The 14,879-nt window shown below is 57.4% G+C and carries 12 protein-coding genes; 2 read left to right on the top strand and 10 right to left on the bottom strand.

The window, feature by feature from the left end:
- Positions 1-5: 5 nt before the first annotated feature.
- From UM93_RS04950 to leuA, 4 genes are all read right to left on the bottom strand, one after another.
- A complete protein-coding gene (locus UM93_RS04950; protein WP_045074055.1) occupies positions 6-821 on the bottom strand; it encodes an isoprenyl transferase in 816 nt (271 codons plus the stop codon).
- Positions 822-828: 7 nt separating this feature from the next.
- Complete coding sequence (gene recO, locus UM93_RS04945; RefSeq protein ID WP_045074053.1) at positions 829-1,584, bottom strand: DNA repair protein RecO; 756 nt, start codon at positions 1,582-1,584, stop codon at positions 829-831.
- Positions 1,585-1,724: 140 nt separating this feature from the next.
- Positions 1,725-2,918 (bottom strand): hypothetical protein, encoded by a 1,194-nt coding sequence (locus tag UM93_RS04940; RefSeq protein ID WP_052663633.1) that lies wholly within the window; start codon positions 2,916-2,918, stop codon positions 1,725-1,727.
- Positions 2,919-3,200: 282 nt separating this feature from the next.
- On the bottom strand, positions 3,201-4,949 hold the full coding sequence (gene leuA, locus UM93_RS04935) for a 2-isopropylmalate synthase (protein WP_045074051.1): 1,749 nt from the start codon (positions 4,947-4,949) through the stop codon (positions 3,201-3,203).
- 293 nt (positions 4,950-5,242) lie between these two features.
- On the opposite strand from leuA, the gene UM93_RS04930 reads away from it, so the two are divergent.
- A complete protein-coding gene (locus tag UM93_RS04930) occupies positions 5,243-7,204 on the top strand; it encodes a M13 family metallopeptidase (RefSeq protein WP_045074049.1) in 1,962 nt (653 codons plus the stop codon).
- A 113-nt stretch (positions 7,205-7,317) separates the two neighbouring features.
- Here UM93_RS04930 and UM93_RS04925 read toward each other — a convergent pair whose 3' ends face one another.
- From UM93_RS04925 to UM93_RS04905, 5 genes are all read right to left on the bottom strand, one after another.
- Positions 7,318-8,871 carry an LCP family protein gene (locus UM93_RS04925; RefSeq protein ID WP_045074047.1) on the bottom strand — a complete coding sequence of 518 codons (1,554 nt, stop codon included), beginning with the start codon at positions 8,869-8,871 and terminating at the stop codon, positions 7,318-7,320.
- A 97-nt stretch (positions 8,872-8,968) separates the two neighbouring features.
- Positions 8,969-9,910: a GTPase Era gene (gene era, locus UM93_RS04920; protein WP_045074045.1), complete on the bottom strand. Its 942-nt coding sequence runs from the start codon at positions 9,908-9,910 to the stop codon at positions 8,969-8,971.
- Positions 9,903-11,231, bottom strand: a complete 1,329-nt coding sequence (locus UM93_RS04915) for a hemolysin family protein (RefSeq protein WP_045074043.1) — start codon at positions 11,229-11,231, stop codon at positions 9,903-9,905. Before UM93_RS04915 ends, era begins: the two co-directional genes overlap by 8 nt.
- A 20-nt stretch (positions 11,232-11,251) precedes the next feature.
- Positions 11,252-11,725: an rRNA maturation RNase YbeY gene (ybeY, locus tag UM93_RS04910; protein WP_045074042.1), complete on the bottom strand. Its 474-nt coding sequence runs from the start codon at positions 11,723-11,725 to the stop codon at positions 11,252-11,254.
- Complete coding sequence (locus UM93_RS04905; protein WP_045074041.1) at positions 11,722-12,774, bottom strand: PhoH family protein; 1,053 nt, start codon at positions 12,772-12,774, stop codon at positions 11,722-11,724. The genes ybeY and UM93_RS04905 overlap by 4 nt, the downstream gene beginning before the upstream one ends.
- Before the next feature lie 313 nt (positions 12,775-13,087).
- On the opposite strand from UM93_RS04905, the gene UM93_RS04900 reads away from it, so the two are divergent.
- Positions 13,088-13,978: a GerMN domain-containing protein gene (locus UM93_RS04900; RefSeq protein WP_052663632.1), complete on the top strand. Its 891-nt coding sequence runs from the start codon at positions 13,088-13,090 to the stop codon at positions 13,976-13,978.
- Here UM93_RS04900 and UM93_RS04895 read toward each other — a convergent pair.
- Entirely contained in the window at positions 13,975-14,826 is an 852-nt protein-coding gene (locus UM93_RS04895) for a LysR family transcriptional regulator (protein ID WP_045074037.1), read from the bottom strand. The two genes, UM93_RS04900 and UM93_RS04895, sit on opposite strands and share 4 nt — an antisense overlap.
- Between the last annotated feature and the right edge of the window lie 53 nt (positions 14,827-14,879).

Below are 14,879 nucleotides of genomic sequence, written 5' to 3'. Positions count from 1 at the left end.
GCGTTCTAAGTCTGCACGGCGGAGGCATCGACAGCGCCGCCGTAGCGACGATCACGACTAGCGTAGAGGTCGACCGCTTGCCAGAGCGTTCGACGATCCACATCCGGCCAAAGCGTGTCAAGGAAGACGAACTCGGCGTAGGCGCTCTGCCAGGGCAGGAAGTTTGAGAGTCGCTGCTCGCCGCTGGAGCGCATGAAGAGATCAACATCGGGCAGATCCGGCAGGTAGAGATGCCGCTGGATGGTGCGCTCTGAGATGGCTGAAGATTTCAACCGTCCGGCTTCAACTTCACGAGCTATCGAAGCCACCGCATCGGCCAGTTCAGCCCGGCCGCCGTAGTTAACACACATGGTCAGCGTAATGGTGTCGTTGTCCTTGGTGCGTTCCTGAGCGACTTCCAATTCCTTGATCACCGAGCCCCAGAGCCGGGGTTTCCGTCCCGACCAACGGACTCGCACTCCCCAAGCATCCAGCTGATCGCGTTGACGGCGTAACACATCGCGGTTGAAGCCCATCAGGAACCTCACCTCTTCGGGTGAACGCCGCCAGTTCTCGGTGGAGAAAGCATAAACGGTGACGTACTTGATGCCCAGTTCAATAGCGCCGGCCACCACATCGAGCAGTGCTGGCTCCCCCGCTTTGTGACCTTCGATACGGGTTAAGCCACGCTGATTCGCCCAGCGACCATTGCCGTCCATCACGATGGCGACGTGTTGCGGGATCAACTCAGCGGGCAGCTCGGGTTTGATCGCCCCTGAAGGATGCGGCCAGGGCGCCTGGACCGGAGGCTTAGCTGTACTTCGAGTGGACCGTGGAGCCATTTACCTGCTAATTTCTCTCGACCAAACGCAAAGAACGGACATTCCGTTCAAGATGCCATTGCACAAAACTTGCCACCAAGCCTGCGGCCTCCCGACGATGAGCGGGTTCGGAGTTATCCGCCACTGACCAGTTACCGCTCAACAACGCCGCCAGCAGGCTCATGGTCTGAACAGCCGGGGATGGCGATCCGGGTGGTCGGCAGTCGTGACAGACCGCGCCGCCAAGCGCCGCCGAAAACGCCGAGTGCGGACCTTCGGTGCCGCAGCGCGCGCAGGCATCAAAACTTGCCGCCCAGCCAGCGGTGGCGAGGGCGCGCAGTAAGTAAGAGTCCAGGATCAACTCCGCCGCGTGCTCACCACGGGCAAGGGCTCCGAGTGCGCCTACCAGCAACCGGTATTGTGCGCCCGCCGATTCGGCATCGGCGTCGGTCAGTTTTTCAGCTGTCTCGGCCATCGCGGTGGCCACGGTATAGCGATCGTAGTGAGCCGCGATCGACTGGCCGTAGGGGCTCTTAGTGACCGCCTGGGAAATGATGTCTAAGGTACGACCAGAGACCAGTTGCAAGTCTGAAACCATGAACGGTTCAAGTCTTCCGCCGAATTTGCTTGAAGTGCGCCGCACTCCCTTGGCAACGGCCCGAATTTGACCGCGTTCGCTGCTCAGCAGAGTGATGATCCGATCGGCCTCCCCCAGTTTGTGGGTGCGCAGCACCACGGCGTCCACCCGATAGGTGTGCGCAGCAAATGAGGAACGACCGGACACCGCTCCATTCTGCCACTTAGCGAGCCGAGGCGTTGGATTGACAAGCGATTATTCGCCAGCAGACGAAGTTGAGGGTGTGGTCCAGGTGTATACACCCGGACCACACCCTCAACAATCAACGCTGCGAGTGATGCGTCATTTTAGTGCGCGGGCTTAATGCCCACTTTGAGCTTGTCCCAATCAGCCTTGGTCAGCTCATGTTCGTGATGCTCAACTTGCTGTTCAGCCGAGGGGGTTGCCGATTCCGCCAGGCTTCCGGCGCCACCGACCGCGCCGCCACCGAACTGGATTTCGGCCCAGTTATTGGAGGCTAGCAGCGTTGACTTGCTATTGCTTCGATTAATGTCAGTTGATACCGTGCCGCTCGCGGTACCGTTGCAGTTCCAGTCAATCGGCTGGTTCGCCGGACCGGTGTTGGTGACCGTGGTGGAGCCAGCGCAGTAGAACTTCGTCTTCCAACCAGCGGCGAGGCTGCCCAAGCCGTTTGACTCGTTCAGGCTGCTCTCGTTAAGCGAACCGGGGTTCACGTTTGAGTAGCCGAAGTAGAAGGTGCCATCGGTACGGGGCACGCCGGAGAACTGGAAGGAGTAGTTCATCACCGAAAGGTAATTCGGTTTGTAGTTACCGTCATCAGCACCGCCGTGGCGCAGGCCGAGGGTGTGTCCAAACTCGTGCACAAAGGTGCCCACCTGCATATCCTGCGTGGTGGTCCAACCACAGCGCGGCCCCATTGTGACAATGAAGGTGTCATTGGGCAAGGCGAAGGCATTGCCGCTGCTGCAGGAGCTATCGTAATCATCGGCCCAGAGCATGTAGTAGAACACCGCGGCGCGCTTCGAATCGAAATTAGCGGACTTGATCGCATTAGTCTGCGACAGCGCCGGGCTCAGGTTCGAATCGTAGGGAACCTGATTTCCGCCGCCCAGGTTGTAGTTGCTGCCACCCGCTGTACCGGCATCCAGATGAAGCTTAATACCGTTCACACCGTCCGGATTGGTCACCGGAGCGGTGGCAAAAACGTTCACCATCCGATCAAAGGCCACCGTGCTGGACGGCAAAAGCCCTTGCATGTAATCCATCTCCACGAAAAGATCCTTGTGGTTTGGGTTAGCTCCCATGGCGGGAAGATTGACGTCAATCACGCCATCCCCATTTGCGTCATAACCCTGGGTTTCCCAGATATCGGGTAGCTTATCGCCGTCGGTGTCGACCAGCGCTGCCGGGGCGGCATTGGCTGGTGCGGCAAAAAGGGCGGCGGCCCCGAAGCCGCTCAAGCCAAGTGCTAAAGCGGCGCTTACCGCTAAATACTTGGTCCGTGAAGATTTTTCTGACATGGTGAAGACCTTTCCTCCAGAGGATCTTGCCGTTGCCAGAACGCCTCCGTGCCCGGCTAGCACGTCATTGTGCAGCGGGTCGAAGAGGTTCCGTGTGCGGTAGCACACGCATAGAATTACCGAGCCAAGCTGAAAGCAAGCTGGGAAAAGCCGATGATTTTTCCCCCAAGCTGTGGTTTTGCTGGGATTTCAATGAACATCAGGTGTCGGTGGGCAGCCAAATCAGCTTGGCTGCCCACCGACAGTTAGACACTCACCTTGCGGCTTAGCGGAACCGGTCGCTTAGCTTTCCTGGCTGTCCCTAATAGCTCTGTTTACCGCTGAGATGACAGCTTTGAGCGAGGAAGTGGTGGTGTTCGGGTCGATGCCGACACCCCAGAGCACCCGATCTCCCACTGCACATTCAACATAGGCTGCGGCTTGCGCGCTACCGCCCTCGGAAAGGGCATGTTCGGTGTAGTCGAGCACGCGCAGATCAACGCCGTCTTCTCGCAAGATGGTCAGCAGGGCGGCGATCGGGCCATTGCCGGTGCCGCTACGGCGCTGTTCTACCCCGTCGATGACCATCGTCGCACTCAGCGTGGTCGAGCCGTCGTCGCCGGCTTCGACATTGGTCGCGCCGAGGGTGTATCGCCCCCACTGCCCGGCAGCACTTTCGGCCGGGCTCGGCAAGTACTCGTCAATAAAGATGTTCCAAAGCTCGCCACCGCTAACTTCGCCACCGGCAGTATCGGTACGCCGCTGAATCACTGAGGAGAATTCAATCTGAGCCCGCCGTGGCAAATCCAAATTGTGTTCACTCTTCAACAAGTAAGCGACGCCGCCCTTACCGGACTGCGAGTTCACCCTGATCACCGCTTCGTAGCTGCGTCCCAGGTCCTTAGGATCGACCGGCAAATATGGCACTGCCCAGACCATGTCTTTGCTGTCCTTACCCGCTGCCGCAGCGTCGCGTTCCAAGGCCTCGAAGCCTTTTTTGATCGCGTCCTGATGCGAGCCAGAGAAGGCGGTGAAAACCAGATCGCCGCCATAAGGCAGTCGCTCCGGCACCGGTAGCTGGTTACAATACTCAACGGTGCGGCGGATCTCATCGATATTGGAAAAGTCGATCATCGGATCCACACCTTGGCTGAACAGGTTCAAGCCCAGGGTGACCAGATCAACATTGCCGGTTCGCTCACCATTGCCGAACAGGCAACCCTCGATCCGGTCGGCACCGGCCAAATACCCAAGTTCTGCGGCGGCAACCCCGGTCCCCCGATCATTGTGCGGATGCAGGGACAAAATGATTCCCTCGCGGGGGTGCAGATTCCGGCTCATCCATTCGATTGAATCGGCATAGACGTTCGGAGTGATCATCTCCACGGTCGCCGGTAAATTCACGATGACTTGATTATCGGCTGATGCCTCAAAAATATCCGCAACCGCATTACAGACCCGCACCGCATAGTCCAGTTCAGTGCCGGTAAAGGATTCCGGCGAGTACTCGTAAGTGATCTTGGTGTCGGCCAAAGTTTCTTGGTACTTCTTGCAGAGCAACGCTCCCTGGGTGGCGATTGCCATCACGCCGTCCTGATCCTCATTAAAGACGACCCGGCGTTGCAGCACAGAGGTTGAGTTATACAGGTGCACAATCGCCTGCTTGGCCCCCATCAGAGCCTCATAGGTGCGCTCAATCAAATGTTCGCGCGCCTGAGTGAGCACCTGGATGGTGACATCATCCGGAATGTGATTGCCCTCAATCAGCTGGCGGACAAAGTCGAAATCCGTTTGTGAGGCGGATGGAAAACCAACCTCAATCTCCTTGTAGCCCATCCGTACCAGCAGATCGAACATTCGCAATTTGCGGGCCGGACTCATTGGATCGATCAATGCCTGATTTCCGTCGCGGAGATCAACCGCGCACCAACGCGGAGCCTTGGTGATCCGCTTATCGGGCCAGCTGCGATCGGGCAGCTCTACTTCAATCTGTTCGTGAAAGGGCAAGTAGCGGTGGATGGGCATTCCAGAGGGTTTTTGTGCGTTTCGCATGGCAGCAGGCCTATTCTTTGGGTTCTAAAGGATTCCGGGCCGGGTACAGCAAAACTCCGCGGCGAGGAATCGGCCTGCTCGAGATCAATCCGCTCTCAACACGGAGATTATCGAGTTCTGGCCTCGCCGCGGCAGCTAAGAAGGAGAGTTCCAGCGCGCACGAAAGTAGCGTAGCACGACGCGTAGGATGAGAGTGAACTAGGTTACATCGCTCTAGGAATCCGAGAGCTTAGGGCAACAGCAAAACTAGAAAACTCCGAGAAATTCAGAGAACTTAGGGGAAAGAGGCATTAATGACGCCGTCCGGCACTTCCGCAGGCATTGACCAAAGCACCTTCGAATCGACAGTACGTCCACAAGACGATCTATTTCGCTACGTCAACGGACGATGGCTCGACTCTCACGACATTCCTGCGGATCGAGCCTCTGTGGGTTCCTTTATCGATCTGCGCGATGCCTCTGAGCTCGCGGTCCGAGAACTCATCGAAGCGGCCGCCGCCAAGCCGGACGGCGATGTGCTAGAACGCAAAATCGGCGATCTCTATGCCAGTTTCATGGCCGAAGAAGCCGTGGACGCCGCTGGCATCACACCGCTTAGCGATGTCATCCGCGCGGTCTACGCGACTCAGAGCGCCAATGAGCTGCTCTGCCTCTCCGCCAAACTTCAGCGCGGAGAAACGTCGGGAGCTATCGGTTTCTACGTCTACAACGACCCGGGTGATCCTACCCGATACCTTTTCCAGTTGTACCAAAGCGGTTTGGGGCTACCCGATGAAGCCTATTATCGCGAGGAGAAATCGGCCGAGCTGCGGGAAAAGTATCAGCAACACGTGGCCAAAATGTTGGAGCTGGCTGGGGTGGCCGAGTCCGAGGAGGCTGCCGAGCGGGTGATGGGCCTGGAGACCGCTCTGGCCGCAGGCCATTGGGATAATGTCACCCTGCGTGATCCGCAAAAAACCTATAACTTGCTCAGCCGCGAGCAAGTGCTTGAACTCTTACCCGGCTTAGCTGGTTGGTTCGAGGCGCTCGGCGTTTCCGCTGAACAAACGGCTGAGGTTGTGGTGCAGACTCCTGACTTCTTCAGCACGGTGGCACAGCAGCTTAGCGAACAGCCGCTGCAAGCCTGGCAGGATTGGCTGGCAATGAGAGTGATTTCCTCGGCGGCCCCCTACCTTTCCTCCGATATTGTCGCTGAAAACTTCGCTTTCTACGGCACCGCACTCAGTGGAGCCACCGAAATTCGCGAACGCTGGAAGCGTGGCGTAGCTCTGGTCGAGGACGGACTAGGCGAGGCGCTCGGTCAGCTTTATGTCGCGAAGCATTTCCCGCCCGAACACAAAAGTCGGATGGAGAGTTTAGTTGCCGGACTGATTGAGGCCTACCGGGACTCCATCCAGTCGTTGGACTGGATGAGCGAGGAGACCAAAGCCCGCGCGCTGGAAAAGCTTGGCAAATTCGTGCCGAAAATCGGTTACCCGAATAGCTGGCGCGATTATTCGACCTTGCAGATTTCGGCCGATGACTTGTTAGGTAATGTGCAGCGCGCACACCTTTTCGAACTCAATCGGCAGCTGGCCAGAATCGGTCAGCCCATCGATCGGGAGGAATGGCTGATGACGCCGCAAACCGTCAATGCCTATTACAACCCGACGATGAACGAAATCGTGTTTCCAGCCGCGATTCTGCAGCCGCCTTTCTTTGACGCTAACGCCGACGACGCGGCGAACTTCGGAGGTATCGGGGCGGTCATCGGTCATGAGATTGGTCATGGATTCGACGACCAGGGTTCCCAGTTCGACGGTGAAGGTGCCTTGAATAACTGGTGGACAGATGCCGATCGTGCCGCTTTCGAAGAACGTACTGCGCAGCTTGTCGAACAATACGAGGCGCTTAGCCCGCTTGCAGCTCCGGAACATCATCTCAATGGGAAGCTCACCCTGGGTGAGAATATTGGTGATCTAGGTGGACTGAGCATTGCCTATGCTGCCTGGCAGCTAGCACTCGCTGGTGAACAGCCAGCTGAGATTGATGGGCTGAGCGGTGCAGAGCGGTTCTTCCTCTCTTGGGCCGAGTGCTGGCGAGGTAAGCACCGCCCAGAGGAAGCCATCAGGCGAGTTTCTACCGATCCGCACTCCGCCAATGAATGGCGTTGCAATCAGGTGGTAAAGAACTTGGACACTTTCCATCAAACCTTCGGCACAGTCGCCGGAGACGGCCTCTGGCTCGATCCGGCGAACCGAGTGCGCATCTGGTAAGCAACTGATTCGCAGCAGCTTGTAGCGCTGCGCAGAGGAAGTCAGACTGTCCTCCGCGCAGCGCTACTTTTGTCTTATCTATTTGCGCTGTTTGCCCAGTTCTGCTTTATGGCTCAGCGTGGCAGGTCGTTGACGTCCTGGCACTGAATGGGCTGATCTGCGGTACCGGCCACCACGTCCTTGGGGACTGTCACACTGCCGTATTTCGTTCCGGTAGCGAAGTCTGCGCCGACAATCAACTGAACTCCGTTCATGGCTGGTGCAGACACTAGTGAACTGGCGGGGATGCCAAACAGTGCTGCTACATCCTTCGCCACGTCGGCAAAACCTGTGCCATAGAGCAGTTGGCTGCTAGCCTGATTCGCCACTGCCTCGCCTTGCACCGATCCGGTATACCCCGCGGTGCCGAGCAGTTTGAGCAGCTCAGCCGCACGCTCGGGTAAGCCGGAGGCATTACTCACCACGACAGGCTGGATCGATTTGTCGTAGCTGACGGTGGCTGGCGCGGTCGTCTTACTGCTCGGTGCTGTGGGACTTTGAGTGCTGACCTTCGGTGAGGTTAGCGAAGTGTCACTCCGTACCGCCTGAAAGAGCTCGGCCGCCGTTGGTTCGCTGAGCACTAGGCGGTTACTGTCTGCCGGGTCCGCGCCGCTGGGAACCGTGACGAACGAGACTTGGGACAAGTCGATGTCCTTCAAACGGTTGGCCATTGTGATCAATGCAGCAGGGCTAGCCAAGCTAGTGTCGACGGTCAGATTTCGGGTCACGATATTGGCGATATTGTAAAGTTTCGGCAGGTCGGTGAGAGTTCCTTCACTCTTGATTTTCCTGGTCATTGAGGCCAGAAAAGCCTGTTGGGCTTTAATTCGGTCGGTGTCGCCGGCGTTACCGAAAGCGTGTCGGGTGCGCAGGAAAGCTAGCGCTTGTTCGCCCGAGATGCTTGATTTTCCGGCTGGCAGATCAAGTCCAGAGGCCGGATCCGTCACGGCTTTGCTGACACAAACATCGACCCCGCCCAGCGCCGCGGTCAGATCCTTGACAGCGGTAAAGTCCGCCAACATGAAATGGTCAATTGTCAGTCCGGTAAAGGCGTTAATGGTCGCCACAGTACAGCCCGGGCCACCGAGCGAAAGCGCCGCATTGAGCTGAATACTGGGCTGCGCTGGCAGCGGATCTCCACCGTGAGGGTTCTTGCAACCCGGGAACGGCACCATCAAGTCACGAGGGAAACTGATCACCGAAACGTTCTTGCGATCCGCCGAAAGGTTGAGCAGCATCATCACATCGGAATTGCCGTACCCGGAGGATTCATCCTCACTGCCATAGCTGGCATCCTGACCTGACCGAGTGTCGGTCCCCATGATCAAGATCTGAATAGGGTCATGATCGTCGTCAGCTACCGGGCCGTTCTGACCATTCAGCCCAGCGTTTAGATCCTCTGTTTTGATATTGCCCTGCAGTTGCAGGAAAAGAAAGGCAGCAAAGCCGATGCCAGCAACCAGTACCAGGGCTAAGCCAGCGGAAGTGATTTTCAGCCATCGAGGGGTTCGGCGTCCGCGCAGATGTCGAGTTGGCTCAGTAGCAGGGGGCTTCGGAGCTTCGCCCGAACCGGATAGCTGGCGCTGGGTGGAGGCGCCATTGCCTCGGATTCTTCGGCGACCGCTCATCTAGCAGCACCCTTCGTTGATGACAGAGTTATCCATTTTACTCTCGGGTGACTACGCTCAAGCCATGCTGAGCCTAGGAAGCTGCTGTGTTAGCCAACTAAAATCCGAGTTTGCCCAGTTGCTTGGGGTCTCGCTGCCAGTCTTTGGCCACTTTGACGTGCAGGTCTAAGTAAATCCGAGTGCCGAGGAGTTTCTCGATCCCCTCCCTGGCCTTACTACCCACCTCGCGTAGCCGCGAACCACCTCTGCCAATAATGATGGCCTTCTGCGAGGGGCGCTCGACATAAAGGTTGACGTGGACGTCTAGCAGCGGATTATCTACGCTGCGTCCTTCGCGCTCTTGAATTTCCTCGACCACAACCGCGAGCGAATGCGGTAGTTCGTCACGAACGCCTTCCAGGGCCGCTTCCCTGATGAGCTCAGCGACCATCACTGAGACGGGTTCGTCGGTGAGTTCGCCTTCCGGATAGAGCGCTGGAGATTCAGGCATATGACTGGCCAGCACCGAAGCAACAGTATCTACTTGAAAGTCTTCAGTAGCGGAGACTGGCACAACATCGTAAAAGCCTTCGCCACCGAACACTTCGCGGCCCAGCGCGGCAACCGCAATCAGCTGCTCGGTCAGTGCGGCTTTACTCACCAGGTCTGTTTTAGTCACCAAAGCAATAATCGGTTTGCGCGGCAGATTGGCTAGCTGATTTGCGATAAACCGATCCCCCGGTCCGATTTTCTCATTGGCAGGCAGACAGAAACCGATGCTATCCACTTCGGAGAGTGTGCCGGCAACCAGATCATTGAGTCGCTGGCCAAGCAACGTGCGCGGCCGGTGCAAACCGGGGGTATCGACCAGGATGAGCTGAAAATCCGGGCGATGCACAATTCCGCGAATAGTGTGCCGGGTAGTCTGCGGCTTAGCCGAGGTGATCGCCACCTTGTGTCCGACCAGGGCGTTGGTCAAGGTTGACTTTCCGGCGTTGGGTCGCCCGACGAGTACCGCGAAACCCGCACGGTAGGGAGTGTCTGCATTTTTTTCAGTCATTATTCTCCGCTTTGTTCTCTGCTTTCCTTGACTGCTCTTCGTTGCTTTCAGCGTTGTCGAAGCGCTGACCGGGAAGGTCAATTCTATGGGCGATCAGATGGCTAACCCTATTACGGCGTCCTTCCAGCCGCTCAGCCCTGAGTTCAAGGCCATCAATAACCACCTCGCTACCGACAATAGGCACCCGACCCAGGTGTTTGGCTAGCAAGCCGCCAACTGTGTCAACCTCGTCATCCGCTAGATCCAGATCGAATAGCTCACCCAGGTCGTCAACACTCATCTTCGCGTTCAACCGATAGTTCCCTGCGCCGAGATCCTCAACTTCCGGAGTTTCAGAGTCATACTCATCGACTATCTCACCCACGATTTCTTCGATCAGGTCTTCCAGCGTGACCAGTCCTGCAGTGCCACCATATTCATCGATCACAATCGCAACATGGGTCGATTCGCGTTGCAGTTCACGGAGCAGATCGCCGACAGCTTTGGATTCCGGTACATAGCGGACTTCTCGACTCAGCATCTCGACGGTGGGACCGGCCTCGGTAGCAGCAAGTCGTTGCTGAGTGGCCACCACGTCCTTCAGATAAAGCACCCCCAGCACCTGGTCGGCGTCTTCACCGATCACCGGGACTCTTGAATAACCAGACCTGATAAAGAGCGCGAGAGCCTGCTTGAGCGAGGAACCGCGCTCAATACTGACAATGTCGGTGCGCGGCACCATCACCGCGCGTACCAGAGTGTCATCGAGTTCGAAAACGCTTTGAATCAGCTCAGCTTCTTCGTCTTCGATCATGTCTGACTCGCTAGCCCGGTCGACGAACTCGCGGAATTCTTCCTCCGAGGCGAAAGCATTTTCGGTGCGTGGCGCCCCCGGAGCAACCGCATTACCCAGATTGATCAACCAGCGCGGGATAGGGCCAAGCAACCAGCAGAGCATTCGAATCAGCCAGGCGGTGCTGCGCAAGACGGCCACCGGATGAAGCCGGCCCAGCTGCCGTGGCGAAACTCCGACCAACACGAAGCCGACGGCAGCCATCACAACTGTGGCCAGCAGGCCGGCCAGCCAAATATTATCGATCAGGTTCAAAAACAGCATGGCCACCGCCACTGCGGCTGCCATTTCGAACCAGATACGCCAGAACCTCAGCGCATTTTGATGGGCAATCGGGTTGTTCAAAATACGACGTAAGGACGCTTGCCGATTGCGTCGTAGCTGATCGCGTTCCTCTTCGATCGCTTCGATCTCATGCCGGGGGAAGAAATTTAGTGCCGCTTCAGCCATCGTCAGAACAGCGGCAAAGGCAACGAAAAGCAGTGCCATTACCGTAAGAATTGCGGTAATCACGCGATGGTCTCCGCAGGTGCCTCACGGCCCAGGAAGCCGCTGAGCAGTTCGCGTTGCAGGGCGAACATTTCAGCTTTCTCTTCCGGTTCTGCATGGTCATAGCCGAGCAGGTGCAGGATGCCGTGAGTTGCGAGCAGCAAAACCTCATCCTGAACGCTGTGTCCACCAGCTTTCGCCTGCTCAGCGGCGACCTGCGGGCAGATCACAATATCGCCGAGTAGACCACTGGGCGCCGGGCGCGCCGAAGTGCCGGGCCGCAGCTCGTCCATCGGAAAGGACAGCACATCAGTGGCGCCCGGCTCATCCATCCACTCAATGTGCAGCTTCTCGATGGCTTCGCGATCGGCCAAGATGAATGACAGTTCCGTTTGCGGGTGCAGATAAAGCCGTTCGAAAATATAACGCGCTAAGCGCACTAGATCCTCTTCGGCAACCTGCTCCCCCGATTCATTATTTACTTCGATACTCATCGTTGGCCGCCTTGATCGCCGTGCTGAGATTTCCGCTGAGAATCTTCCGTCCAGCGCGCATAAGCATTCACAATGTCACCAACCAGCCGGTGCCTGACCACATCGGCGGCTTCCAAATTAGCAAAGGAAATACCGTCGATCCGTTTCAGGATGCCTTCCACAACGCGTAGGCCAGAGCGCGCCCCAACCGGCAGGTCAACTTGGGTAATATCGCCGGTGACCACCATTTTCGAGCCGAAGCCCAAACGAGTCAGAAACATCTTCATCTGCTCAGCGGTGGTGTTCTGCGCCTCATCAAGAATGATAAATGCGTCGTTCAGGGTTCGCCCGCGCATATATGCCAGCGGTGCCACTTCAATGGTGCCAGCAGCCATTAATCGGGGGATGCTCTCCGGGTCGATCATGTCGTGCAGGGCATCGTAGAGCGGTCGTAAATAGGGATCGATTTTATCGCTCAAAGTACCTGGCAGGAAGCCCAGTCGCTCTCCGGCCTCCACCGCCGGGCGGGTCAGGATGATCCGGCTGACCTCCTTTTGCTGAAGTGCTTGAACTGCTTTTGCCATCGCTAAATACGTCTTGCCGGTGCCCGCCGGGCCAATGCCGAAAACGATGGTGTTGGCATCGATCGCGTCGACGTAGCTTTTCTGATTAAGCGTTTTGGGACGAATAGTACGACCGCGACTGGTCAGAATGTTGTGGGTCAGCACATCAACCGGGCTGCTTGGCGCCTGAGCAGCGAGCATTGACACCAGCTGTTCCACCACCTCCGGGGTGATAATGGTTTGCCGCAACACCAGGGCCCTGATCTCGGCAAACAGCCGCATAATTCTGGGCACTTCTGCTTCCGGTCCAGAAACCGAAAGCTCGTTACCGCGGGCGAGGAAACTGATCGCTGGGAATTTCTTCTCAATAGCGCGCAGGGCCTGATCTTCGCCGCCCAAAGAGGCAACCATTTGTTCCGGAGAATCGAAGGTGATGGATTCGGTGCGGACTCCTGCCACGGTGTGTGGGAAAGCAGTCGAATTGAAACTTGCAGTTGAATCAGTCATGGCAGCGGCTCGATGGCCTTACGCTCGCTTTCGGAAGTTAATAACGGTGCGGTTGACTCCATCTTAACTTGTCTTAGCTCACATCCAGCTATTGCTGAGACGCCGGAAAGATCGCAACTGACGGTCTCGGGCTGATCTCAAAACTATTTCGATCTGGTTGCAGTTCGGCTGGAAGTCAGAAACTCGGTGCTTAGCGTCTCATCGCTATGCCAAGCTAGAAGACGTGCTTTTCGCCGTGGGGAGCCGAATCACTAGGAGATAGACGATTAGACGGAAGAAAACTGGACTGAGACAGCTTATTGGGTGGACAGCTTTGCTGCTCGCCCTGTCGGCGGTGCTTGCGTTCACTGCCTGCACCAATGGGCAGAGCAGCACTCAGGCCTCCAATCTGCCGACCAATGTCTCGGCCGAAGCGGGCAGCCTAGGTTCCGCTCCACTTGAAACTGCTGCCGCGGCACAGGGCAACCTGCAAGTTCCGGTGTATTGGATTGGCCGGACCAAGACCAAGGCGGCCTTGTACCGCGAATTCTTACCGCTAGAGAGCGGCGCTGATCCCATTCAAACAGCTGTCCAGCTGATGACCAGCAGCAAACCCCTCGACCCCGATTACTCAAGCCCTTGGTCGAAACCATCCAAATTCGCGGCCTCACTCTCGGACAAGAACGTCATTACTGTTGATCTGTCGGCAGATGCGTTTAGCAAGTCCATCGACAATACGACAGCCCAATTGGCAATCCAAGAACTGGTCTATACCGTGACTGGAGCGGCCGCCAACGCCGGTCTAGTTGATTCAAATCAGGTGGTCCAGGTCTCGATCCTGGTCGACGGTCACACCGATTTCATGGCTTTTGACCAGGTCAAGCTCGACCGTCCAATTAGCAGGGATGCAACCGTTCAGGCGCCGATCTGGGTGATTAGTCCGCAGCAGGGTGCGGTCTTCAATAGCGGTGTGATCACCGTAACCGGACTCGCCTCTGTCAATCTCAGTAAGCTCAACTGGCTGATCCAGCGGATTGAACCCGGCGGAGGTAGGCAGAGTTATCAGAGTGGCAGCACGGCCCTACAGAAAACCACTAAACAAGGCAACTTCAGTTTTTCCATTAGCCCGCCCCCGGGCAATTACGAACTAGTGGTGTTCCATGCCGATTCCTCGGCTTCGGCCAGTCAAGCCGACCCCGACAGTAAGGCTTTTAGCGTCCGCTAGCTGCCACTAAAAAGCCTCAGCGCGGCACTGACAAGATCCGCGACAGCCCGGGATTTGCTGTGCGCTGGCCAGGCCATAACGGTTATCACCGCAGCTGCGTCCGGCACCGGGAGCACTGCATAATCGTCACCCAAGGTGGTGCCAAGAGACTCCGGCAGCAGCGCGCAAGCCCGTCCGAGCATGATCAGCTGGATCAGTTGAGTGAAGTCACGAACTTGCGGGCCAGCGCCCTCGGGGTAGCTGCCGTCCGGTCCTGGCCAGCGCGGCAGTGGCAACCCCGGTATAGTCCTCACCTCTGTGATCGACAACTGGCCGCGGCTGGCCAGCGGATGCGCCGCAGGTAACACCAGCACTTGTTGCTCGGTATGCAGTTCCTCGGTTTCAAGCCCCGCCGTGAGGTCATAGGGAAGCTGCAGCAGCGCAACGTCGGCACGTCCACTGCGCAGCAGGTTTTCCGGTTCACCGGGGCCACAGAGCAGTACCTCGATGGCTGCGGCACTCGGATCTGCCGCATAGCTATCCAGTAACCTCGACAATAATTCTTTAGCGGCCCCGGCCTTAGTGGCCAGCCTAACCCTGAACGGGCTTGCGGCAGCATGCCGAGTGCGACGCTCGGCGGCCTCTACCGCTTCCAGGGCAACCCGGGCCTCGTGCAGCAGCACAGAGCCGGCTTCGGTCAGCGCAATGGTGCGAGCGCCACGATCCAGCAGAATCACTCCGAGCCGTCGTTCGAGTTGCTGAATAGCTCTCGACAGCGGTGGCTGCGAGATCATTAATCGCTGTGCCGCCCGCCCGAAGTGCAATTCCTCCGCGACGGCGACAAAGTATCTCAGCTCCCGTGTCTCCACTAGGTCATATTATCTGGCTCTGACCACCAACAATACCCCTGGGGTATCGTCGG

The sequence above is a fragment of the Psychromicrobium lacuslunae genome (assembly GCF_000950575.1).
Taxonomy (GTDB): Bacteria; Actinomycetota; Actinomycetes; order Actinomycetales; family Micrococcaceae; genus Renibacterium; species Renibacterium lacuslunae.
Note: the sequence above shows the minus strand (reverse complement) of the source record. Positions and strands in the feature narration are given on the sequence as shown.